Origin of the sequence: Rhizobium sp. AC44/96 (genome assembly GCF_001692185.1) — a bacterium.
Classification (GTDB): domain Bacteria; phylum Pseudomonadota; class Alphaproteobacteria; order Rhizobiales; family Rhizobiaceae; genus Rhizobium.
This window is the reverse complement of sequence record NZ_LXKO01000014.1, coordinates 574,628-597,700: the sequence shown is the minus strand read 5'-3', so window position 1 is coordinate 597,700 and position 23,073 is coordinate 574,628. Positions and strand designations below refer to the sequence as shown.

The following is a 23,073-nucleotide window of genomic DNA, read 5'->3' as shown; positions in this document are numbered from 1 at the left end:
TGACCGGGCCCTACTTGTGTTCCGGCCAGCCGAAGCGGTCGTCGAGCGCGTCGTATTCGGCAAGCCCCGTCACGGCACTGAACTCTGCATAGGTTATCATGGCATCGGCCCGACTCTTCGGGGTGCCCTCCGACTTCAGCACATCAAGCGTCTGGCGAACGGCTTTCACTGCGGAAAACAGTGCCGAAAGCGCATAGAAGGCGATGTTGAAGCCCATCTCCTCGAGATCGTTCGCGGTAAGTGCGGTGGTTTCGTTGCCGTCCACGATGCTGACCACCTTTGCACCGGGCACGCCCTTCGACACGGCCTCGACATCGGCGATCTTTTTGATCCCGTCCACGAAAACCAGATCCGCCCCGGCATCCTGATAGAGCTTGGCGCGGCGCATTGCCTCATCGATCCCCTCGCTCTGGATCGCATCGGTTCGGGCGATCAGCAACATCGGATCCCTGCCGCGCGCCTCAACGGCGCAACGCAGGCGGCGGACGTTCTCATCGGCGGGGATGACGCGCACGCCGGCGCGCTGGCCGCAGCGTTTGGGCAATTGTTGATCTTCGAAATGGATTGCGGCAACGCCGGCCTGGATATATTCCTCGATCGTACGGCGGATATTGGCCGGTCCGCCGTAACCGGTATCGGCATCGGCAATCACAGGAACGGTAACGGCCCTGACCATATCACGCGCATGGGTCGTCATTTCCGTCTGGGTCAGGAGACCGATGTCCGGAAGGCCAAGCCGAGAGGCGGTTGCGCCAAACCCGGTCATATAGATCGCCGGAAAGCCAGCCATCTCGATGAGGCGAGCGGTCAACGCATCCGGTGCGCCCGGCGCCTGGAGAAGGCGTCCTGAAAGCACATCCGCGCGGAGTTTTTCAGCTGCATTCTTCATCGCATCCTCCTCAATCAACGACCGCCCGATACGTCGACAACGACGCCGGTGATGTAGGATGCCGCGCCGGATAGCAGCCAGACCGCCGCATCGGCCACCTCGGCCGCCGTCCCCAGGCGCTTCAAAGGAATCACGCTCGCCATGGCCTCGATATTTGCTGGATCGGCAAAGACATCCTGCTGGATTTCCGTGTTGATGACGCCGGGCGCCAGAGCATTGACGCGGGCCTTGGGTGCCAACTCCTTGGCAAGCGCCACGGTGAAGGATGCGATAGCGCCCTTGGTTGTCGCATAAGCGATGTTGCCGACCATGCCGCCCGTGCGAGCGGCAATCGACGACAGGTTGACGACGGAGCGGTCCTCTCGGGCAGATGGCGCGCGGATGAAGGCACTTGAAACGTAAAACGCGCTCTTGAGGTTGACCGAGAGGACACGATCAAGTTCGAGTTCGTTCATGTCTTCCGCGGTCATCCGTGTACCAATAATGCCCGCATTGTTCAGCAGATGATCGACGCCGCCGAAGTTCGCAACGAGCGCCTCCATGGCAGCGTCAACGGCCTTTCGTTCGGCAACATTGACGACTGCCGTCATGACGCGATCGCCGTGCGCAGTCCGGCACTCTGCCAATCGTTCTGCGTTGATATCCCACACGCCGACCCTTGCGCCCAGACCGACGAGCTTGTCGGTCACGGCCCGGCCGATTCCGGATGCTCCTCCGGTTACCAAGGCCACGCGATCTTGAAAGTAACCGACGCTTGTTGCGGCTGAATGAGACTGCTGCACGTAATCCTCCCGCCGCTAACGGCGCCATGTTGAGTTCGCCGCGAAGAAAGACCCTCGGCGAAAGAATGTCAACTAGGGTTCTAGTTTATGTGCCCCACTTGTGCATTCCAGTTTGCTCCTCTATAGGGGCTTGCGAAGGTGCCGCGGAGGGCGGCATCTATTTGCAGGGAGGATGCCATGGCGGACGCGAGCAGCGCGCACGGCGCTTATTTGAACACCAGTCTCCGTGACCGAACGATCCACAAGCTCAATCTCCGGATCGTGCTGTTCTGTTTCGTTTGCTTCATCGTGAACTATCTCGACCGCGTGAATATCGGTTTCGCCGCACTTCACATGAACGACGACATCGGGCTTACGCCCTACATGTTCGGTCTGGGTGCAGGCATTTTCTTCATCGGCTATCTCGCCTTTGAAATTCCGAGCAACATGATCCTTCACAAGGTCGGCCCGCGCATCTGGATCGCGCGTATCATGGTCACCTGGGGTCTGGTCTCCTGTGCCATGGCCTTTGTGCAGGGCCCGACGTCGTTCTACATCCTGCGCTTCCTGCTCGGCGTTGCCGAAGCCGGCTTCGCACCGGGTGTGCTTCTCTATCTGACCTACTGGTTCCCCGCCAAGGAACGCGGTCGCGCCACGGCCCTGTTCATGACGGCGACCGTTTTGTCGATCGTCATCGGCGCGCCGATTTCCGGCTGGCTCATCGATGCGGGCGAAGGTTTCCTCGGAATGCACGGCTGGCAGGCAATGTTCGTCCTCGAGGGCATTCCCGCTATCTTGCTCGGCGTCATCACCTTCTTCTATCTGGTCGATTCGCCTGCCAAGGATACGAAGTGGCTTGCGGCCGACGAGCGCGCGTGGCTGCTGGAACAGCTTGCCGAAGACCAGAAGAACCTGAAGACCGATACGCGCCATAGCCTGCGCGAAATCTTCAGCGATTTCCGCGTCTGGCTGCTCACCCTTGTCTACATGTTCAACGGTATCGCGGTTTACGGCGTGATCATGTGGCTGCCGCAGATCGTCAAGACCTTCGGCCTGAGCACGGTCCAGACCGGTTTTGTCTCTGCGATCCCGTTTATCTTCGCGGCCGCTGGTCTCATCGTGATTTCACGCAGCTCCGACCGCACCGGCGAACGCAAGATCCACACGGCGATTTCCGGGCTCTTCGGCGGCCTGTTCCTGGCGGCCAGCGCACTAGTCCCGAATCCCTATGTCGGTCTTGCGCTCCTGTGCCTCTGCGCCTTCTTCCTGTGGTCGTATCTCGGCGTATTCTGGACGCTGCCGACACAGTTCCTGACGGGCGCAGCAGCAGCCGGCGGCCTTGCGGCGATCAACGGCTTTGCCCAGATCGGCGGCTTTACCGGCCCCTACATCGTCGGCTGGGTAAAAAGCGCCACGGACAGTTTCTCGCTGTCGCTTCTGACGCTTGCGATCTTCCCGATCATCGCCTTCTTCCTCTGCATGAGCTTGAAAGCCAAGCGCGACTAGACCAGACTTCCGGCAGCGTTGAAAAACGCTGCCGGATTCGTTTCAAGGACATAAGCGGGCATGCCCAATCCCACGGTGAAAGCCAACAAGAGCCTGGTGGCGACAATCGCCGACAAGATCCGCGCGGCGATTGTCGACGCGGAATTCGAGTTCGGTGAAAACCTCTCCGAGGACACGCTTGCATCCGCTTTCGAGGTGAGCCGTACGCCTGTGCGTGAAGCCCTCAACCTTCTGCAGATCGAAGGCCTCGTCACCATTATCCCGAAATCCGGCACCTATGTCTTCACGCCGACGCTCGAAGATATCGCCGAGCTATGCGACTACCGGATCGGCCTGGAGCAACAGGCCGTGGCACTCACACCCACAAAGGCGCTCAAGGCCGCGGTTGGGGAGTTGAAGCAACAGCTCGTCGTCATGGACAGGGCCGTCGAGACCGGCGACATGCAGGCTTACGGGCGCGCCGACACGGCCTTTCACCTGGCCTTCTTCCGCTATTGCGGCAATCGCTACCTGCAGAGTGCATACGACCTCATTCTTGGCCGCGTCGCATCGCTGAGGACCCATCTCGCCATCCGCGCGGAGGGCGAGCCGGATCGGTCATACCGCGATCACACGGACATGATTGCGCTGCTTGCCGACGACAGGCGCGCCGAACTCGCCGATATGCTCACGGCGCATATCCTGCGCACGAAAGACAACTATCTGGATGCCTTCCAGAAGCTCGCGACGAATGCCGGCAATGGCAGAACTGCGCGCCTGCGCCGCCGCCTGGCGCTTCAAGCCTAGCGGCTGTCGTCAGACGCTGCTGAGCAAGATGCTGGTTTCGCTGTTGAGGACACCCTCGACGGTACGAACGTCTCGCAAGACGCGGTCGAATTCGCGCAGGCCGGCCGCACGGATTTCGGCAACCAGATCCCATGATCCATTGGTGGTGTGCAGAGCATGCAGTTCCGGCAGGCCGCGAAGGAACTTGATGACCTTCGTCGTCGAGCGCCCCTGCACTTCGATCATCATGATCGCCCGGATGGCCCCTTCATCATAGTCTTGTCGTACGCGGATCGTAAAACCGAGCGCAGCGCCTGACTGCAGCAGGCGGTCGAGCCGCACCTGAACCGTCCCTCGGGAAACGCCCAGGATCGTCGCCAGCTTGGAAAGCGGCGCACGCCCGTCCTCGCGCAGGATGGAAATTAGCTTGTGATCAAGTTCGTCAAAAATATGCATAGCAATTTGTACAGCACGACCCAGCACTTTGCGAGTTTTTTTACAGGAACTCCCGCAATTCTCGAATTTTAACTCGCGCACTGCTTACCTAGGCTACCACCATCGAATTTCTGGATGGAGCTGCAAACGTGGTTCAATATGTGGGTGTCAGCAATGTTGTCGAATTGGTCCGATCCGTCGGAATCGAAACATTCCTGCTTGGTCTCGTCGACTACATCGAAGAGGATTTCCGGCGTTGGGAGGAGTTCGAAAAGTCTCCTCGCGTTGCCAGCCATTCCAAGGCCGGTGTCATCGAACTCATGCCGACCTCCGATGGCCAGCACTACGGCTTCAAATATGTGAACGGACATCCGAAGAACCCAAGCGTCGGGTTGCAGACGGTCACTGCATTCGGCGTGTTGTCGGATGTTGCCACCGGCTATCCGTGCCTGGTTTCGGAAATGACGCTGATGACCGGCCTGCGCACGGCAGCGACCTCGGCACTCGCGGCGAAATATCTCGCCCGCAAGGACGCCCGCACGATGGCGATCGTCGGTCTTGGCGCCCAGTCGGAATTCCAGGCCCTGGCATTTCGCGCCCTCCTTGGCATCAGGAGCCTGCGCGTCTTTGACATCGACCCTGACGCAGCGAGCAAGTTCCGCGGCAACCTCGCTGAAACGGATATCGAGATCATCGTGACCAAGACCGCCGAGGAGGCAGTCTCCGGCGCCGATATCATCACGACGGTAACCGCCGACAAGCGCAACGCGACGATCCTGTCCGACAACATGGTCGGCGGCGGTGTCCACATCAACGCGGTTGGTGGCGATTGCCCCGGCAAGACGGAACTGCAGGGCGACATCCTGCGGCGCGCTGATGTATTCGTTGAGTTTCCCGAGCAGACCCGGATCGAAGGCGAGATCCAGCAGATGGCGCCGGATTTCCCGGTCACCGAACTGTGGCAGGTCATTGCCGGCCAGGCGACTGGCCGCCGCTCCGATACGCAGATCACGATCTTCGATTCCGTCGGCTTTGCGACCGAAGACTTTTCCGCCCTGCGGTACCTGCGCGACGCCGTGCAGGGAACGAGCTTCTACACCGAGCTTGATCTCACCACGCAGCCTGAAGACCCACGCAATCTCTACGGCTTGTTTCGCCAGCCGGCCCCGGTCATGCAGCGGAGCGTTGCGTAATATGAGCAGGCTATCCGTACAGGCGCCGAAATCCGTGGTGATGATCCGGCCGCATCACTTCACGCCAAACCCGATGACCGCTGCTGACAATTCGTTTCAGTCCAGCGACGAGAAGCGTGCGGCTGCAGCGATCGCCGGCACGGCCTTCCATGAAGTCACCCGCATGGCGCAAGGCCTTGCCGAAGCCGGTGTTACCGTCCACGTGTTCGAGGACCTGACGGTGGCCACACCCGATTCCGTGTTCCCGAACAACTGGTTTTCGACACATTCGGGCGGACACGTTGCGATCTATCCGATGTACTCGGCAAGCCGCCAGAGCGAGCGCCGCTCGGACGTCATCGAGATGCTCAAGAGCGACTACAGGGTACAGGACGTCATCGACTACTCCGGTCTCGAGAAGGATCATGTCTATCTCGAGGGTACAGGCGCCATGGTGCTCGATCATATCGGCCGGGTCGCCTATGCCGTCCGCTCCAACCGCACCAACGAAGTTGCGCTCGAACGGTTCTGCACCCACTTCAACTTCGAGCCAATGGTCTTCGACGCTGTCGATCGCCACGGCAAGTCGATCTATCACACGAACGTCCTGATGTGCATCGGCACCGACTTCGCGCTGCTCGGATCGCAGATGATCCCTGATATCAAGCGTCGCCGGGAGATCGTCGCGAGGCTCGAGGAAACCGGACGGCGGGTGATCGAACTGTCGATCGCGCAGATCGAGAATTTCGCCGGCAATGCCATCGAGCTCGACGGCACGGACGGCCGCCTTGTCGTCTTGTCTGCCCGGGCGCTCGAAGCACTCGACGCCGATCAGGTGAAGGCAATCGAGCAGTCCGCGAGATTGTTGCCGTTCGACGTCTCGACGATCGAGCTGGCCGGTGGATCGGTCCGCTGCATGCTTGCCGGCATCCATCTGTCTCGTCGTGAGCCAGCAGCCACACAATTGCTTTACGCCGCCGGGTGAGCCGGATAGAGAAGCCCCATCGAAAGTAAAGGTACTTGGAAATGTCGCAAGCAAGATCAGTCTACCACTTCAACTCCGTGATCGTGCGCGAGCCCTCGCGTTCGGTCGTCAACGGGCTGCGCGCCGACGATCGGGGCAATCCGACCTATGACGGCGTGAAGGCCGAGCACGATGCCTATATCGCCGCGATGCGCGACGCGGGTGTCGAAGTGACGATTCTTCCGGCGCTTGAAGCCTTCCCCGATTCCATCTTCGTCGAGGATCCGGCAGTTGTATTCACCGAAGGTGCGGTCCTGCTTCGTCCGGGTGCCGCCAGCCGCGTCGACGAAACCGCCGAGATTACTCCGACGCTGCGCGACATGTTCGAAACCGTGCTTGATCTGCCGAACCCGGGCTTTGCCGATGGTGGCGACGTGCTGACGACGCCGAAGAGCGTGATGATCGGCCTGTCCGCCCGCACCGACAAGGTGGGTGCCGAGGGACTTGCCGCCTGCATTGCCAAGCTTGGGCGCAAGGCTGAAATCGTTGCGACGCCGGAAGGCGTGCTGCACTTCAAGACCGATTGCTCGCTGCTCGACGATGAAAGCATCCTCTCGACCGCCCGCCTCGCGCGCTCCGGCGTCTTCAAGGATTTCAAGCAGATCATCATTCCGGAAGGCGAAGAGCCGGCCGCCAACGCGCTGCGTGTCAACGACGTCGTCATGGTCGGCTCCGACTTCCCGCGCACGATCGAAATGCTCGACAAGCTCGGCTACAAGGTCGTGCCGATGAAGACGACCGAGATCGGCAAGATCGATGCGGGCCTTTCCTGCATGTCGCTGCGCTGGTACCGCAACGCCCGATAAGCAGCCTCAAGAAACTGGGAGAACAGAATGAACAGCTTCAAATCGAAGATCGCCGCAGGCGTCGCACTGATCTTGTCCGCGGGCTTTGCCCATGCCGAGGATACCATTCGCCTCGGCATGACGCCTGAGCCCTACATGCCTTTTACGCAGATCAATTCGGGCGGTGAATGGGAAGGCCTCGAGGCCGACCTGTCCCGCGCCGTCTGCGCAAAGCTGCCGGTAAAGTGCGAAATTAAGCAGATGGCCTGGGATGGTCTCATCCCGTCGCTGAAGGAAAACAAGGTCGACTTTATCATCGGCGCCTTCTCAATCACCGATGACCGCCGCAAGGTGGTTGATTTCAGCACGCCCTACTACACCGAGGGCACGTCCTTTGTTGGCGCAAAGTCGGACGACGCCAAGATCAACACGGTCGATGCGCCTGATGGCTCGGGCAAGATCGTCGACCCGGCTGCCGTCTCCGGCAAGATCGTCGGCGTCCAGACGTCGAGTGTCCAGGCGGCTTACGTCGCCAAGTATCTGACGGGCGCAGAAGCCAAGAGCTACGATACGGCAGACAACTCCGTCGCCGATCTGATTGCCGGCCGCGTTGACTACGTCCTGATCCCCGACCTCTACATCAAGACGTTCCTGAAGTCCGATGCAGGCGCCGACTACGAGGTGAAGCTCGAAGTGCCGAAGAACACGACCCTTGGCGAAGGTGTCGCATATGCCACCCGCAAGGGCGATGCTGCGACGCTCGACAAGGTCAATACGGCACTTGCCGAACTCGACAAGGACGGCACGATCAAGCAGCTCGTCGACAAGTGGATCTTCGACAAGAAGTAATCGCGTCACATTGGGCGTGGCTCCGGCCGCGCCCAATGCCGTAGAGCAGCACCCTCACCATCTAGATCCCGGTCTTTGATGAACCCGGTGACAAGAACCGAGGCTGCTGGCGCATTCGGATAGTCGACGGCGAGCAAAGATGCTGCCGCATCGAGCAGGTTGGAAAGCAATGGACTCATATCGGCATTTGCTTGCCTGGGGCGCCGAAGGCTGGGGCGATGAATTTGCCTGGGGCCTGTTGATGACCCTGCAGGTATCCGTGGTGGCCTACATCGTCGCCATCATCTTTGGATTCCTAGGCGCGGCAGGCAAGCTTTCGCGGCATCGGCATTTCCGACTGCTCGCCGAACTCTACACGACGGTCGTTCGCTCCCTGCCGGAGCTGCTGGTCATCCTGCTGCTCTACTTTTCGGTCGCCAGTGGCGCCGAACGCCTGCTGAAATCATTGGGGCTGGTCGACAGCGGTTTCCAGTTTAGCCCGTTCTGGGCAGCGATCGTCGCGCTTGCCTTCGTTTCCGGCGCCTTCATGACCGAGGTGCTGCGCTCCGCCTACCTCGCCGTTCCGCCCGGCCAGATAGAGGCGGCGGTCTCGATCGGTATGCGGCCGCGAAAGATCCTGACGCGCGTGGTCCTGCCGCAGATGATGCGCCATGCGGTGCCTGGCATGGGCAATCTGTGGCTGTCGATCACCAAGGAAAGCGCTATCATATCTGTGCTCGGATCGTTCAGCGAGCTTCTCTACACCGGTTACCGCGCGGCGGCAGGCACGAAGCAATACATTTTCTTCTACGGCCTGACCGCCCTGCTCTTCCTGTTGATCACGCTGGTCTCCGTCCTCATCATCAGCCGCATCGAGAAGCAGCTGAACCGGGGGCACCGCTGATGGAAACGGTCGCCAACGTCATTTCCTTTCTGCCCGCGCTGATCAAGGCCACGCCGTTGACTTTGCTGCTCACGGCAACGGCAGGTATCTTCGGACTGGTGATCGGCACGCTGACGGCGCTCGCCCGGCTGTCGAAGCACAGGCTGCTTGCTTGGCCGGCCTTCGCCTTCACGTTTGCGTTCCGCGGCACACCGCTTCTGGTTCAGATTTACCTCATATACTATGGCCTCGGGCAGATACTCCCGGGCACCTGGGTTCGGCATAGTTTCCTGTGGCCCTACCTCCGGGACGGGTTATGGTACGCCATCGCGGCACTCAGCCTCAATCAGGCCTCCTACAACGCCGAAGTCATTCGCGGTGCCATCCAGTCGATTCCTCGCGGTCAGATCGAGGCCGCGCTCTCGATCGGAATGACGCGGTGGACGATCCTTCGCCGGGTGACGCTGCCGCAGGCCTTCCGCCACTGCATGCCGGTCCTCACGAGCGATCTGATCATTCTTTTGAAGACGACCTCGCTGGCATCCACGATCACGATCCTGGAAGTCATGGGAACCGCCCGTATGCTGCAGCGCCAGTCGCTGCTGATCTTCGAGCCGCTGATTGCGGCGGGCATCATCTATTTCGCCGTGGTCTTCATCCTGACCCGGATCATGAACACCGTCGAGCTCCGCATGACGCGCTATCGCGCCGTCCGGGCGTGAGCTCGAAACCTCGGGAGGAACACTATGGTCGAAACGGCACTGTCGGTAAGAGACATCCACAAGAGCTTCGGCGGCATCGAGGTGCTGAAGGGCATCTCCTTCGAAGCCCGCAAGGGCGACGTGATCTCGCTGATAGGGAGCAGCGGCTCGGGAAAAAGCACGCTTCTGCGCTGCATCAACTACCTCGAGACGCCTGACAAAGGCGAGATTTCGGTGGCCGGCGAAACGATCCGCACGGCGGCGGGCAAAAACGGCAAGCTCCATGCTGCCGATGCCCGCCAGCTGGAACACGTGCGCACGCGCCTGGGCATGGTTTTCCAGAATTTCAATCTCTGGACCCACCGGACGATCCTGGAAAACATCATAGAAGGCCCGATGCACGTGCTCGGCCAATCCAGGAAGGATGCGATAGCGGAAGCGGAAGTTCTGATGGAGAAGGTCGGCATCTCGCCTAAGCGGGACCAGTATCCGGCTCAACTGTCCGGTGGCCAGCAGCAGCGCGCCGCGATCGCACGCGCACTGGCTATGAAGCCCGAGGTGATGTTGTTCGATGAGCCGACATCGGCGCTTGATCCCGAACTCGTCAACGAGGTGCTGCAGGTAATCAAGAAGCTCGCGGAGGAAGGCCGCACCATGGTGATGGTCACACACGAGATGGCCCTAGCGCGCGACATATCGAGCGAAGTCATCTTTCTGCACAAGGGCCTGATCGAAGAGCGCGGAGCACCTGAGAACATCATGAAGAACCCGCAATCCCAGCGGCTGCGTCAATTCCTCCAGATGGCATGAGCATTGAGATGAGCGACATCAACTTCAAGGACTTCCTGCCCGAACTTGTCGGCATTCGCCATCGCCTGCATCAGATGCCCGAGATCGGCCTTTCCGAGGTCAAGACATCGGCTTTCATTGCCGAGCACCTGGAGAAATGGGGTTTCGAGGTCACGCGAGGGCTTGCCGCCACCGGTATCGTCGCCACGCTTCGGGCAGGCAGCAGCAATCGTGCCATCGGGTTCAGGGCCGATTTCGACGCACTGCCGATGCACGAGGAGACAAATCTACCCTATGCCAGCCAACATCCGGGTGCCATGCACGCCTGCGGTCATGACGGTCATACCAGCATGCTTCTCGGCGCGGCCTGGGCGCTGTCGCAAGACAAGTCTTTCTCAGGCACCGTGCACTTCATCTTTCAGCCGGCCGAGGAAAACTACGGCGGCGGCAAGCTGATGATTGAGGATGGCCTTTTCGAACGCTTCCCCTGCGACCAGATCTTTGCGCTGCATAACTGGCCCGGACTGCCAACCGGCTCATTCTCGACGCGCGCCGGACCGGTGGCCGCCTCGATCGATGTCGTGACGATTACCGTCAAGGGCAAAGGTGGTCATGGCGCGCAGCCGGAACTGACCGTCGATCCTGTCGTGGTTGGATCCAGTATCGTCATGGCGCTGCAAACGCTGGTTTCCCGCAATATCTCCCCGCACCAGCCGTCGGTCGTCACGGTCGGCTCGTTCCAGTCGGGTTCGGCCTCGAACATCATCCCGGACAGCGCCGTCCTTGAGGTCAGCATGCGGGCGATGGCGCCGCAGGTGCGCGAAGAGATCCGCACTCGCGTAGAGCAGATCGCCACCTTCCAGGCAAAGAGCTACGATGCGGATATCGCCTTCAAGTGGGACGTCGGCTATCCCGCAACAATCAACGATGCCGATGCCGTCTCAGCTGCGGTTTCCACCATCACCACGCATTTCGGCGAGGAGGCTTTCGCCGAAATGGACATGCCGCTGATGGGCAGCGAAGACTTTTCGTTTCTCCTCGAAAAGGTCCCGGGCGCTTATGTCCTGATCGGCAATGGCGATAGCGCGGGCCTGCACACGACCAAGTATGACTTCAACGACGCCATCCTGGAACGCGGCAGCCTGTATTTCTATCGTCTCGCAAAGGACCACCTGTAAGGATGCAGGCAGACTCCAGGGCACCGGAGGATCAAAGCGCTGGAGAACGGGAACCGTGCCCTTAGTCGCGACATTCCAGTTTGACCGCATTGTATTCTGCCCGATCTTTGCTTGCGATATCGTAGTATCCATGGCTTGGGTCAGCTTTGGAGCGGAGTAGGCCAATGGTTTGGCAAAGCATCGGTTTCGTCGGAACAGGCGCCATCAGCGAGGCTATGGTAAGAGGCCTCTTGCGCGAGCCATCGGCCGTGCAAGAAGTTCATGTATCGCCCCGCAACGCCGAGATTGCCGCGCGGCTTGCCTCCGAATTCAACGCTGTCCAGATTGCTCCTGACAACCAGGCCGTCGTCGATCGTAGCGAGGTCGCGGTCCTCGCGATCCGGCCTCAGATCGCCGAGGATGTCATCCGGCAACTTCGTTTCAGAGCCGGGCAGCCCGTCATCAGCGTCGTCGCGGCAACGCAACGCGATAACCTGCTTGGGTGGATCGACGCAAAAGTACATCTCGTTCAGGCCGTGCCCTTGCCTTTCGTGGCCGACCGGCACGGCGTCACGGCGATCTTCCCGCCCGATCCGGCCGTCGCGGCGCTGTTCAATATGCTGGGAAGCGCGGTCGAATGCGAGAGCCGGAAAGAATACGACTTGCTGGCGGCAGCCAGTGCGCTGATGTCGACCTACTTCGGCATGATGGACATGGCCTCAACGTGGCTCGAGGCGAATGGTCTCGATGCGAAAAAGGCAGGGGCTTTTCTCGCGCCATTGTTCGAAAGCCTGTCGCGACGCGCGAACGCACCCGGCGTGCATGCCTTCACTGAACTCAGCAGCGAATTTGCGACCAAAGGTGGCCTCAACGAGCAAGTCCTGGTCGATTTCGAGAGCGCGGGCGTCCGGAGCGCTCTGCATCGGGCATTGGATCGAGTCTTTGCCCGTATCGAGGGCCGTGACAGCTAGAATGTTGGCGGCGTGCAGGCGCTGATTACCTCGCAGGGGACCGGGCCGACGCAGCGGAACCGGTGCGGGCGACGGCTTTCGAAATAATAGGCGTCGCCCGGACCCAGGATGCGTCGCTCGTTGTCGACCGTTACCTCCAGCCGCCCCGACAGGACGATCCCGCCCTCTTCGCCTTCGTGCACGAGCGGAACCTTGCCCGTATCGGTTCCCGGCTGGTAGCATTCCTTGAGCAACTGCAGGCTTCGGCCGAACATGCTGTCGCCAACCTGCCGGTAGGAAATGCCCCCCTTGCCGATCTCCACGAGCTCTTCGACGGCATAGAAGGCTTTCTTCGGCGTTTCCGGCTCGAGGGAGAAGAACTCCGCAAGGCCGATCGGGATCCCGTCAAGTATCCGCTTGAGCGCGCCCACCGATGGATTCGATGCATTCGATTCGATCAGCGAAATCGTCGAGTTGGGGACGCCGGTCTTCTTCGCCAGCTCGCGCTGCGACAGATTGTGTGCAGTCCTGACATAGCGCAGGCGATTCCCGATATCGAACGTCATCACGGCACCGTTTAGGTTGTTCAGAATAGCTCAAACGATACCGATCCGATATCATCTTTTCAATCGGTTACCGCAGAGAAGAAAAGGGCTTGTTCGTCGATTGGAAATGCTCGAATTGTTCGTCGAGCCCAAGGAGAGCACAATGGATCAGATCAGCAGGACGAACGCCCCGATACTCGATAATTTCTGGATGCCGTTTACGGCGAACCGGCAGTTCAAGGCGGCGCCGCGTCTCCTCGCGTCCGCCGAGGGCATGTACTACACCGATGTCGACGGCAATCGTGTTCTCGACGGTACGGCAGGGCTGTGGTGCTGCAACGCCGGCCATGGCCGCAAGAAGATCTCCCAGGCTGTGGAACGCCAGATCTCGACGATGGATTTCGCGCCGACCTTCCAGATGGGACATCCGATCGCATTCGACTTCGCCGCCAAGCTGGCGAAGATCGCCCCTGGCGGTCCGGACGCAAAACTCGATCGCGTCTTCTTCACCGGCTCCGGCTCGGAATCGGTGGATACTGCCCTGAAGATCGCCATCGCCTACCAACGCGCGATCGGCCAAGGAACCCGCACCCGCATCATCGGTCGAGAAAAGGGCTACCACGGTGTCGGCTTCGGCGGCATCTCGGTCGGCGGCCTGGTCAACAATCGCCGCATGTTTCCGCAGATCCCGGCCGATCACATGCGACACACCCTCGATGTCGAGCGCAACGCGTTCTCGAAGGGGCTGCCGGAGAACGGTGTCGAACTCGCCGACGATCTCGAGCGTCTTGTTCAGCTGCATGGCGCCGAGACGATCGCAGCTGTCATCGTCGAGCCGATGTCCGGCTCGGCCGGCGTTATCCTGCCGCCGAAAGGTTACCTGCAGAAGCTGCGCGCGACGGCCGACAAGTACGGCATTCTCTTGATTTTCGACGAGGTCATCACCGGTTTTGGCCGCCTTGGAACCCCGTTCGCGACCGACTATTTCGGTGTCATCCCGGATCTCGTCACCACGGCAAAGGGTTTGACCAACGGCGCGATCCCGATGGGAGCCGTCTTCGCGAGCCGCAAGGTCTATGACGGCCTGATGGTCGGTCCAGAAAACGCGATCGAGCTGTTCCACGGCTATACCTATTCGGGCCATCCGGTTGCCTGCGCAGCGGGTATTGCGACACTCGAGATCTACGAGGAGGAAGGTCTTCTCACACGTGCAGCCGACATCGCGGACTATTGGCAGGAGGCATTGCACTCGCTGAAGGGCCTTCCCCACGTCGTCGACATTCGCAACCTGGGCCTCGTGGGAGCGATTGAACTTTCGCCTCGCGACGGTGCGCCGGGGGCACGTGCCTACGATGTCTTCGTCGACTGCTTCAACAAGGGTCTGCTGATCCGCGTGACCGGCGACATCATTGCGCTATCGCCGCCGCTCATCGTCGAAAATAGCGAGATCGATACGATCGTTTCCAAGATCGGCGACGCCCTGAAACGGACGGCATAAAACTGTCGGAGCCCGCGGACTGCCAGCCGGTTCGCGGGCCGACATCAGTATTCGATGGGCTACTCGCTCTTTCTTGGAGAGACTTCCTTCAGAAGCCACTCTTGAAAGCTGTCGGCGACCGGATGGCTTTGCTTGGCTTCCGGTCGAACCGAATAATAGGCATTGGCCGTCTGCATCGGCCTTGGAAGCAGCGGCACAAGCGACCCTGACGCAAGCTCGTCTTCTATCAGGTAGGTGGGAAGAAGCGCAGCGCCCAGCCCTGCGGCGACCGCAGCCACCATCATTGAAAACTGATCGAACCTCAGCCCGACATAGGCGTTGTCGACATTGATCTGCTGCAGCTGGAACCAGTCGGCCCAAAGCTTCGGCCTCGTCGTCAGATGCAGCAGTGGCGCTCGTGCGAAGTCGCCGGGGCCCTCGACGTCGAGCCTTTCCGCAAGCTCCTTGCTGGCCATCGGCAGGACCTGTTCATGGCACAGGAAGGTGGGAACGCCGCCTGCCCAGATCGGCTGTCCGAAATGGATCGCGAGGTCAAAGTTGTCTTCCGCAAAACTGAAGGGCTTCGATCTTGATTCTATCGTCAGTGCAACGTCGCCATGTTGCGCCAGAAACCGGCCGAGGCGTGGAACAAGCCATTTGGTACCGAAGGTCGGGAGCGTGGCAACCCGCAGCGACAATCGCGTTCGCCCGGCCGACGCCGCTTCGATCATCAATCGTTCGGATCTCTCCAGGAGGTCCTGCACCTCGGGAAGGAACCGTTGTCCTGCTTCCGAGAGAACCACGCGCTGACGAATCCGTTCGAACAGCTTGAGCCCGGTCTGTTGCTCCAGATCGGCGATCTGCCGGCTGACGGCGCTCTGCGTCAGGTTCAGTTCTTCAGCCGCGCGCGAGAAATTCTCATGTCGCGCGGCCGCTTCGAAGGCTTGGAGCGTCACCATGTCAGGTGTCAAACTGCGGCGCATAGTTATTCCGATTCTGCATCAAGTCACGAGTAACCGTCACAACACGGGTCATGTTTTCGAGATTATATTGCACTCCAAGCATCAAGTCGCAATGTTTGAAGGTTGAGACACCATGACCCACGTTCCATCGAGCGATATCAGAACTGCCTTTTCCGCGGCCATGTCGGCCATGTATCGCAACGAAGTCCCTGCCTATGGAACCTTGATGGATCTGGTGGCGCGCGTGAACGACGAAACGCTTGCCGGAGAGCCCGAACTGAAGGCTCGGCTGGAGACCACCGACAATCTCGATCGTATCTCCGAGGAGCGGCACGGGGCCATTCGACTCGGAACCGCCGAAGAGCTGTCAATGATGCGGCGGGTCTTCGCCGTGATGGGAATTTATCCCGTCGGCTATTATGATCTTTCGACGGCCGGCGTTCCGGTTCATTCGACGGCATTTCGGCCCGTTGGCGACGCCGCACTGAAGCGTAATCCGTTCCGTGTCTTCACCTCTCTCCTGCGTCTCGATCTGATTGCGGACGAAAGCTTGAGGGCGCAAGCGCAGCAAATCCTGGCGACGCGGCAGATTTTCACTGCCGGAGCCATTGAACTTACCAAGAAGGCGGAAACCGACGGCGGGCTTTCCCAGGCTGATGCCGAGCGTTTCGTCGCCGAAGTGCTCGAAACATTCCGCTGGCATGACAAGGCGATCGTCGATGTCGACATGTATCACCGTCTGCATGATGCGCATCGCTTGATCGCAGATGTCGTCTCGTTCAAGGGACCGCACATCAACCATCTCACACCGCGCACGCTCGATATCGACAAGGTGCAGGCACTGATGCCGGAATACGAGATCGCTCCAAAGGCGGTCGTCGAAGGCCCGCCGACGCGCCGTTGCGCTATTCTGCTGCGGCAGACATCCTTCAAGGCGCTCGAGGAAGCCGTGTCATTCAACGACGGCAACGGCGGGTGGAAGACCGGGTCCCACACCGCACGGTTTGGCGAGATCGAACAGCGCGGCATCGCGCTCACGCCCAAGGGCCGCGCCCTTTATGACAGCCTCCTCGATGCGTCCCGGAAGGTCGTCCGGCCGACTGCGGACGGATCCAACGCGAAAGCCTATGAGGCTGCTCTGGCGGAGACGTTCGAGGCATTCCCGGACAGCTGGGAAAGCATACGCGCAGAAGGGCTCGGCTATTTCAGCTACTCGCTCACCGACAAAGGCAGAAGGGCTGTATCCTCATCGACGGCCGACGTGGACCAGCTCATTGCCGACGGGTTGATCGTCTTCGATCCGATCGTCTACGAAGACTTCCTGCCTGTCAGTGCAGCCGGCATCTTTCAATCGAACCTCGGCGACGGCGCGCAGCAGGAATTCGTGGCGAGCCCGAACCAGCAGCGTTTCGAGGCCGACCTCGGCGCGAAGGTTCTCAACGAGTTCGACCACTATGCCGGAATCGAAAAGGCGTCGCTGGATGCCTGCATCAACGTGCTGACGAGACGTTCTGCGGCCGAATGATCCGCCGAACTGACCAATCACCGATAGAGACGTTTTGAACTGGAGCCTACCCAATGAACATTTCCGTTAAATCCGTGTCCGTCGCGGAAGAAGCTGCCGCCATTCTTGATCGTTTGGGCGTCGCCCAGTCGCTTTACACCAAGGGCGACATGGATGCGTTTTCGCCGGTTACCGGAGAACGGACCGGTAAATTGCAGGCCGTAACGCCCGAGCAGGCAACAGTGGCAATCGACCGCGCTCATGCCGCTTTCCAGGCGTGGCGCCTTGTTCCGGCACCGAAGCGTGGGGAGCTCGTGCGGCTTCTTGGCGAAGAACTGCGGGCTGCCAAGGCCGATCTTGGACGTCTGGTCTCGATCGAAGCAGGAAAGATCCCGTCTGAAGGTCTCGGCGAAGTACAGGAAATGATCGACATCTGCGATTTCGCGGTCGGCCTTTCCCGCCAGCTCTATGGCCTGACCATCGCCACCGAGCGCCCCGGTCACCGCATGATGGAGACCTGGCACCCGCTTGGCGTCATCGGCATCATCTCGGCCTTCAACTTCCCTGTTGCCGTATGGGCGTGGAATGCGGCCCTGGCGCTGGTCTGTGGCAACAGCATCGTCTGGAAGCCTTCAGAAAAGACGCCGCTTACGGCACTGGCATCGCAGGCGATCCTGGAGCGCGCCCTGAAGCGCTTCGGCGACGCTCCTGCCGACCTCTCGCAGGTTCTCGTCGGCGACCGCGCGATCGGCGAAACGCTTGTCGACCATCCGAAGGTGGCATTGGTTTCGGCAACCGGATCGACGCGGATGGGCCGCGAAGTCGGACCGCGCCTGGCCAAGCGATTTGCGCGCTCCATCCTGGAACTTGGCGGAAACAATGGCGGCATCGTCTGCCCATCGGCCGACCTTGACATGGCGCTTCGTGCCATCGCATTCGGCGCCATGGGCACGGCCGGCCAGCGCTGCACGACGCTGCGTCGTCTGTTCGTTCATGAAAGCGTCTACGATCAGCTCGTCCCGCGGCTGAAGAATGCCTATGCAAGCGTTTCGGTCGGCAACCCGCTGGACGGCTCCGCGCTCGTCGGTCCACTGGTCGACAAGGCCGCCTATGAAGGCATGCAGAAGGCGCTTGCTGAAGCCGGCAAGCACGGCGGCCAGGTGCATGGCGGTCAGCGTGTCGATACCGGCACCCCGCAGGCCTATTACGTCAAACCTGCTCTGGTCGAAATGCCGAAGCACGAGGGCCCGGTCCTCGAAGAGACATTCGCGCCGATCCTCTATGTCATGAAATACAGCGACTTCGACGCCGTTATCGCAGACCACAATGCCGTCGGAGCTGGATTGTCGTCGTCGATCTTCACTCTCGACATGCGCGAGGCCGAGCGCTTCCTGTCCGCGGACGGTTCCGACTGCGGCATCGCCAACGTCAACATCGGCACTTCGGGTGCTGAGATCGGCGGTGCGTTCGGTGGTGAAAAGGAAACCGGCGGTGGCCGCGAATCCGGCTCCGACGCATGGCGGGCATACATGCGCCGGGCCACCAACACGGTCAACTATTCGAAGGCGCTGCCGCTGGCACAGGGCGTCTCCTTCGACATCGAATAGGGCGACGAGCATGACTGTCATCCCCACCAAGATCGAGCAGGCTGGCTTTCGTCCAGCCTCGCGCATTGCCTCGGTCGGCGTTTCCAAGATCCTGCAGATCGGCGCCAAGGCAGCCGCAATGAAGCGCGACGGTTTCCCCGTTATCATTCTCGGAGCCGGCGAGCCCGACTTCGACACCCCTGACAACGTCAAAGAAGCAGCCAAGGCCGCGATCGATGCCGGCGAAACCAAGTACACGGCGCTCGATGGCACCCCGGCTCTGAAGAAGGCCGTCGCCGAGAAGTTTCGCAGGGAAAATGGCGTCGACTATGCCCTCGACGAGGTGACGGTGGCGACCGGCGCCAAGCAGATCCTCTTCAACGCATTCATGGCGACGCTTGATCCCGGTGACGAAGTCATCATTCCAACGCCTTACTGGACCTCCTATTCGGATATCGTCGAAATTTGCGGTGGCACGCCGGTGCTCATCCCGTGCGACGCGGCAGCCGGCTTTCGCCTCCAGGCTCAACAGCTTGAAGCGGCGATCACGCCGAGGACACGCTGGGTGCTCCTGAATTCGCCATCAAATCCATCGGGCGCCGCCTATTCGGCAAAAGACTACCAACCGCTGATCGATGTGCTGCTCCGCCATCCGCATGTCTGGCTGATGGTCGACGACATGTATGAGCACATCGTCTACGAAGGGTTCGACTTCGTAACGCCCATTGCGCTCGAGCCTCGTCTGAAAGAACGGACGTTGACCATCAACGGCGTGTCGAAGGCCTATGCGATGACCGGCTGGCGTATCGGCTACGCCGGCGGACCGAAGCCATTGATCAAGGCCATGGCCGTGATCCAGAGCCAGGCGACATCCTGCCCGAGCTCGGTTAGCCAGGCAGCCGCCGTCGAGGCCTTGAATGGTCCGCAGACCTTCCTGAAGGAACGGCAGGAGAGCTTTCAGCGCCGCCGCGATCTCGTTGTCCGCAGACTGAACGACATCGATGGCCTTGAATGCCGCACACCGGAGGGAGCCTTTTACACCTTCTCAGGCTGTGAGGGGGTTCTCGGAAAGACCACGCCCAACGGCAAGACGATCGAGGCGGACCACGATTTCACCGACTACCTCCTCGAGGACGCCCATGTCGCGGTCGTTCCCGGGTCGGCTTTCGGGCTTTCACCTTTCTTCCGGATCTCCTATGCGACGTCGCAGGCCGAGCTCGTCGAAGCCCTTGACCGTATCGAACGGGCATGCAAGGCGCTGAAGTAGCAAACGATGGCGGCGAGCTGAACCGATGATACCGCGTCTCCAGTCGCCTTACGCGGCCTCCGCGACACCCGCCGGCTTTTTCGAACATCTCGTCGAGGCCGGATTTGCGGGTGATGCCGAGGCAGGCGCGGCGTCGCGCACGGCTTTTGCGACCGACAATTCCATCTATCAGGTCGAGCCGGCAGCGATCCTGTTTCCCAGGCATTCGGCTGACCTGGAGATAATTGCGAAGGTCCTGAACCTGCCCGCGTTCAGCGGCATGACCGTCACTCCACGCGGAGGCGGAACCGGAACCAATGGCCAGTCGCTGACCTCAGGCATCGTCATCGATTGTTCACGGCACATGAACAGGATCCTGGAGATCGATCCCATCCGCCGCACAGCTCGCGTCGAGGCCGGCGTTGTCAAGGATCAGTTGAACCGCGCGCTGAAGCCATATGGTCTCTTTTTCGCGCCGGAGCTTTCGACGTCGAACAGGGCGACCATTGGCGGCATGATCTCCACCGATGCTTGCGGCCAGGGCTCCTGCCTCTACGGCAAGACGTCCAATCATGTCCTTGGTCTGCGCATCGTGCTCGGCGACGCGTCGGATTGGTGGTCGCGGCCGCTGGACGAACCCGCCCTCGCCGAAATCCTGGAGCGCCAGGACAGGATTGGTGACATTCATCGGACCGTTGAAAGAATTGCCCGCGAAAAGCGCGAACGGATCGAAGCCGTTTTTCCAAAGCTCAACCGTTACATGACGGGTTACGACCTCGCGCATGTCAGGCGAGCGGATGGTCGCTTCGACCTCAATGCCATTCTGTGCGGCTCGGAGGGCACGCTGGCGATGATCGCCGAGGCGGAACTCAACCTGCTTCCGCTGCCCGCGCATGCCGCACTCATCAACATTCGCTACAGCAACTTCAACGCAGCCCTCGAGGATGCCCGAACCCTGACCGCGCTCAAGGTCGCTTCCGTTGAAACGGTGGACGAAAAGGTGCTCGGGCTCGCCAAGAACGACATCGTCTGGAATGGCATTGGGCAGTTCTTTCCGGAGGACACGTCAGGTCCGGCGAACGGGATAAACATCGCCGAAATCCTCGCTGACAGCGAGGATGAACTGGAGCGAAAGATCGCCGATGTGACCGCCGCCCTCGAAACGGGGAAAAACCACAGCCGCCTCGGCCATTCAATCGCTCGAGGCCACCGGGACGTCGAGGCGATCTGGACGATGCGCAAGCGGGCCGTCGGCCTTCTGGGAAATGTCGAGGGGCCGACCCGACCTGTCGCTTTCGTCGAGGACACGGCCGTCCCACCCGAAAACCTGGCCGCCTACATCTGCGAGTTCCGGGCGCTGCTCGACGACGCCGGCCTTTCCTATGGCATGTTCGGCCATGTCGACGCCGGCGTACTGCATGTTCGACCCGCACTCGATCTTACGCGGGCCGATCATGTGCCGCTGGTCCGGACGATCAGCGATGCCGTTGTGGCCTTGACCAGGAAGTACGGCGGCGTCCTTTGGGGTGAGCACGGCAAGGGCGTTCGATCCGAATATGTCCCCGAATTCTTCGGTGACCTCTATCCCTGCCTTCAGGAGATCAAGCGAGCCTTCGATCCGCAGAACCGCCTCAATCCCGGCAAGATTGCTTCCCCGGGCTCCGAGAAGCTGTTGAAAATCGATGAGGTTCCGATGCGCGGCGATGTCGATCGCGCCATCGGCAGCGAGATCCGCGCGGCCTTCGACAACGCTGCTTACTGCAACGGTAACGGCGCCTGCTTCGACTTCGACGAGGTAAGTCCGATGTGCCCCTCCTACAAGGCGACGCGCGATCGCCGGTTTTCGCCCAAGGGTCGGGCAGCCTTGATGCGGGAGTGGCTGAGGCTTCTGGCTGACCAGGGTGTCGATCCCCGCTATGAAGCCAAGCAGCTGCGGCGCGGCCGCCCGCTGACAGCCCTGCCCCGCCGTATCGTGAACTCGTTCAATCCGCGCAACCGGGGCGACTTTTCCCACGACGTCCGTGAAGCAATGGACACCTGTCTGTCCTGCAGGGCCTGCGCAGGTCAGTGTCCGGTCAAGGTCAACGTTCCCGCCTTCCGGGCGAAATTCCTGGAGCTCTATTACGGCAGGTATTTGCGGCCCGTGAAGGATACGCTGGTGAGCGCGATCGAATCATCGCTGCCCTGGATGGCGCGCGCTAGGCCGCTCTACAACGTCATGGTTGGAACCGTGCTCGGCAAGGCGATGATGAGGACGGTCGGTCTGACGGCGCTTCCACGCCTGCCGCCATTGTCCCTTGCAAAAGAAGCCCGGCGTCTCGGCGTCCCGACTGCAACGGCCGACGGTATTCGCCAGGCACTGAGCCAGGGACACCAGCCGGTCGTCTTCGTCCCCGACGCGTTCACTGCTTTCTTCGATCCGCGCGTTCCCCTTGCCGCGATCAAGCTCGCACGCAGGATGGGCTTCGCGGTGTTTCTCGCCAAGCCCCAGGTAAACGGCAAGGCCATGCACGTTCACGGATATCTCGGCCGGTTCGAGAACGCCGCGCGAAAGAGCAGCCAATACCTGCAAGACCTCGCCTCTGCGGGAGCCTCACTCGTGGGCATCGATCCGTCCATGACGCTCTCCTATCGAAGCGAGTACAAGCACATCTTAAACAGCGGATCGAAACCGCTGGTTCTGCTCCCGCAAGAGTGGCTCTCTGCCAACCTCGACAGACTTTCCTCGGTCAGGGATGCCGGCATGGGAAAGACATATAGTCTTCTCGTTCACTGCACGGAGCGAAGTAACGTACCGACCTCGATCGGCCACTGGACGGCAGTGTTCAAAGCGATTGGGGTCAAGCTCGATGTTCCCGGAGCCGGCTGCTGCGGTATGGCCGGAACCTTCGGTCACGAGGTTCGCAACCGCGCAATGTCGCAACAGCTTTATGCGATGAGCTGGGCCGATCAGGTCCACCGGCAATCCGCCGAGACCGTCGTCTGCGCGACGGGATATTCCTGCAGATCCCAGGTCAAGGCGATCGACAACAGAACCGTTCAGCATCCTCTCGAGATCATTGAAGAATTGACCGGCTGACCGTCCGAAAGAATCGAAAGGCCCCGATG

The 23,073-nt window shown here is 60.6% G+C and carries 21 protein-coding genes; 16 read left to right on the top strand and 5 right to left on the bottom strand.

What is annotated here, in order from left to right; genetic code table 11:
• Positions 1-10: 10 nt before the first annotated feature.
• Together A6U87_RS15295 and A6U87_RS15290 are read right to left on the bottom strand one after the other, a co-directional pair.
• Positions 11-889 carry an oxaloacetate decarboxylase gene (locus A6U87_RS15295; RefSeq protein ID WP_065692087.1) on the bottom strand — a complete coding sequence of 293 codons (879 nt, stop codon included), beginning with the start codon at positions 887-889 and terminating at the stop codon, positions 11-13.
• 14 nt (positions 890-903) lie between these two features.
• Entirely contained in the window at positions 904-1,620 is a 717-nt protein-coding gene (locus A6U87_RS15290; protein WP_275078408.1) for an SDR family NAD(P)-dependent oxidoreductase, read from the bottom strand.
• A 228-nt stretch (positions 1,621-1,848) separates the two neighbouring features.
• Between A6U87_RS15290 and A6U87_RS15285 the strand changes: the two genes are divergently transcribed.
• The gene (locus A6U87_RS15285) at positions 1,849-3,156 is read left to right on the top strand and encodes an MFS transporter (protein ID WP_065692085.1); all 1,308 of its coding nucleotides are present in this window, start codon (positions 1,849-1,851) and stop codon (positions 3,154-3,156) included.
• A 60-nt stretch (positions 3,157-3,216) separates the two neighbouring features.
• Positions 3,217-3,942, top strand: a complete 726-nt coding sequence (locus tag A6U87_RS15280; RefSeq protein ID WP_065692084.1) for a GntR family transcriptional regulator — start codon at positions 3,217-3,219, stop codon at positions 3,940-3,942.
• Positions 3,943-3,951: 9 nt separating this feature from the next.
• Here the strand turns inward: A6U87_RS15280 and A6U87_RS15275 are convergent, their stop codons facing one another.
• Positions 3,952-4,377, bottom strand: coding sequence for an Lrp/AsnC family transcriptional regulator (locus A6U87_RS15275; protein ID WP_065692083.1), 426 nt, complete (start codon positions 4,375-4,377; stop codon positions 3,952-3,954).
• A 110-nt stretch (positions 4,378-4,487) separates the two neighbouring features.
• On the opposite strand from A6U87_RS15275, the gene A6U87_RS15270 reads away from it, so the two are divergent.
• From A6U87_RS15270 to A6U87_RS15230, 9 genes are all read left to right on the top strand, one after another.
• A complete protein-coding gene (locus A6U87_RS15270) occupies positions 4,488-5,549 on the top strand; it encodes an ornithine cyclodeaminase (RefSeq protein WP_065692082.1) in 1,062 nt (353 codons plus the stop codon).
• 1 nt (position 5,550) lies between these two features.
• Positions 5,551-6,513: a citrulline utilization hydrolase CtlX gene (gene ctlX, locus A6U87_RS15265; RefSeq protein WP_065692081.1), complete on the top strand. Its 963-nt coding sequence runs from the start codon at positions 5,551-5,553 to the stop codon at positions 6,511-6,513.
• A 41-nt stretch (positions 6,514-6,554) separates the two neighbouring features.
• Positions 6,555-7,358 (top strand): dimethylarginine dimethylaminohydrolase family protein, encoded by an 804-nt coding sequence (locus A6U87_RS15260; protein WP_065692080.1) that lies wholly within the window; start codon positions 6,555-6,557, stop codon positions 7,356-7,358.
• A 27-nt stretch (positions 7,359-7,385) separates the two neighbouring features.
• Entirely contained in the window at positions 7,386-8,186 is an 801-nt protein-coding gene (locus tag A6U87_RS15255) for a transporter substrate-binding domain-containing protein (RefSeq protein ID WP_065692079.1), read from the top strand.
• A gap of 169 nt (positions 8,187-8,355) precedes the next feature.
• Positions 8,356-9,069 (top strand): ABC transporter permease, encoded by a 714-nt coding sequence (locus A6U87_RS15250; RefSeq protein ID WP_083199423.1) that lies wholly within the window; start codon positions 8,356-8,358, stop codon positions 9,067-9,069.
• Positions 9,069-9,770, top strand: coding sequence for an ABC transporter permease (locus tag A6U87_RS15245; protein ID WP_065692077.1), 702 nt, complete (start codon positions 9,069-9,071; stop codon positions 9,768-9,770). The genes A6U87_RS15250 and A6U87_RS15245 overlap by 1 nt, the downstream gene beginning before the upstream one ends.
• A 24-nt stretch (positions 9,771-9,794) precedes the next feature.
• A complete protein-coding gene (locus tag A6U87_RS15240) occupies positions 9,795-10,559 on the top strand; it encodes an ABC transporter ATP-binding protein (protein ID WP_065692076.1) in 765 nt (254 codons plus the stop codon).
• 8 nt (positions 10,560-10,567) lie between these two features.
• The gene (locus A6U87_RS15235) at positions 10,568-11,716 is read left to right on the top strand and encodes a M20 aminoacylase family protein (RefSeq protein WP_083199420.1); all 1,149 of its coding nucleotides are present in this window, start codon (positions 10,568-10,570) and stop codon (positions 11,714-11,716) included.
• Between the two features lie 164 nt (positions 11,717-11,880).
• Positions 11,881-12,666 (top strand): pyrroline-5-carboxylate reductase, encoded by a 786-nt coding sequence (locus A6U87_RS15230; RefSeq protein ID WP_065692074.1) that lies wholly within the window; start codon positions 11,881-11,883, stop codon positions 12,664-12,666.
• Here the strand turns inward: A6U87_RS15230 and A6U87_RS15225 are convergent.
• Complete coding sequence (locus A6U87_RS15225; RefSeq protein WP_065692073.1) at positions 12,663-13,211, bottom strand: cupin domain-containing protein; 549 nt, start codon at positions 13,209-13,211, stop codon at positions 12,663-12,665. The two genes, A6U87_RS15230 and A6U87_RS15225, sit on opposite strands and share 4 nt — an antisense overlap.
• Positions 13,212-13,353: 142 nt before the next feature.
• Here A6U87_RS15225 and A6U87_RS15220 point away from each other — a divergent pair, with 142 nt between their 5' ends.
• Entirely contained in the window at positions 13,354-14,688 is a 1,335-nt protein-coding gene (locus A6U87_RS15220; protein ID WP_065692247.1) for an aspartate aminotransferase family protein, read from the top strand.
• A gap of 59 nt (positions 14,689-14,747) precedes the next feature.
• Here A6U87_RS15220 and A6U87_RS15215 read toward each other — a convergent pair whose 3' ends face one another.
• Positions 14,748-15,656, bottom strand: coding sequence for a LysR family transcriptional regulator (locus tag A6U87_RS15215; protein ID WP_198928716.1), 909 nt, complete (start codon positions 15,654-15,656; stop codon positions 14,748-14,750).
• A 106-nt stretch (positions 15,657-15,762) separates the two neighbouring features.
• On the opposite strand from A6U87_RS15215, the gene A6U87_RS15210 reads away from it, so the two are divergent.
• The 4 genes from A6U87_RS15210 to A6U87_RS15195 are packed head-to-tail and all read left to right on the top strand — an operon-like array spanning position 15,763 to position 23,044.
• A complete protein-coding gene (locus A6U87_RS15210; RefSeq protein ID WP_065692071.1) occupies positions 15,763-17,154 on the top strand; it encodes a VOC family protein in 1,392 nt (463 codons plus the stop codon).
• 53 nt (positions 17,155-17,207) lie between these two features.
• The gene (locus A6U87_RS15205) at positions 17,208-18,740 is read left to right on the top strand and encodes an aldehyde dehydrogenase family protein (RefSeq protein WP_065692070.1); all 1,533 of its coding nucleotides are present in this window, start codon (positions 17,208-17,210) and stop codon (positions 18,738-18,740) included.
• Between the two features lie 10 nt (positions 18,741-18,750).
• Positions 18,751-19,986 (top strand): pyridoxal phosphate-dependent aminotransferase, encoded by a 1,236-nt coding sequence (locus A6U87_RS15200; protein WP_065692069.1) that lies wholly within the window; start codon positions 18,751-18,753, stop codon positions 19,984-19,986.
• Between the two features lie 25 nt (positions 19,987-20,011).
• A complete protein-coding gene (locus tag A6U87_RS15195; RefSeq protein ID WP_065692068.1) occupies positions 20,012-23,044 on the top strand; it encodes an FAD-binding and (Fe-S)-binding domain-containing protein in 3,033 nt (1,010 codons plus the stop codon).
• Positions 23,045-23,073 lie beyond the last annotated feature (29 nt).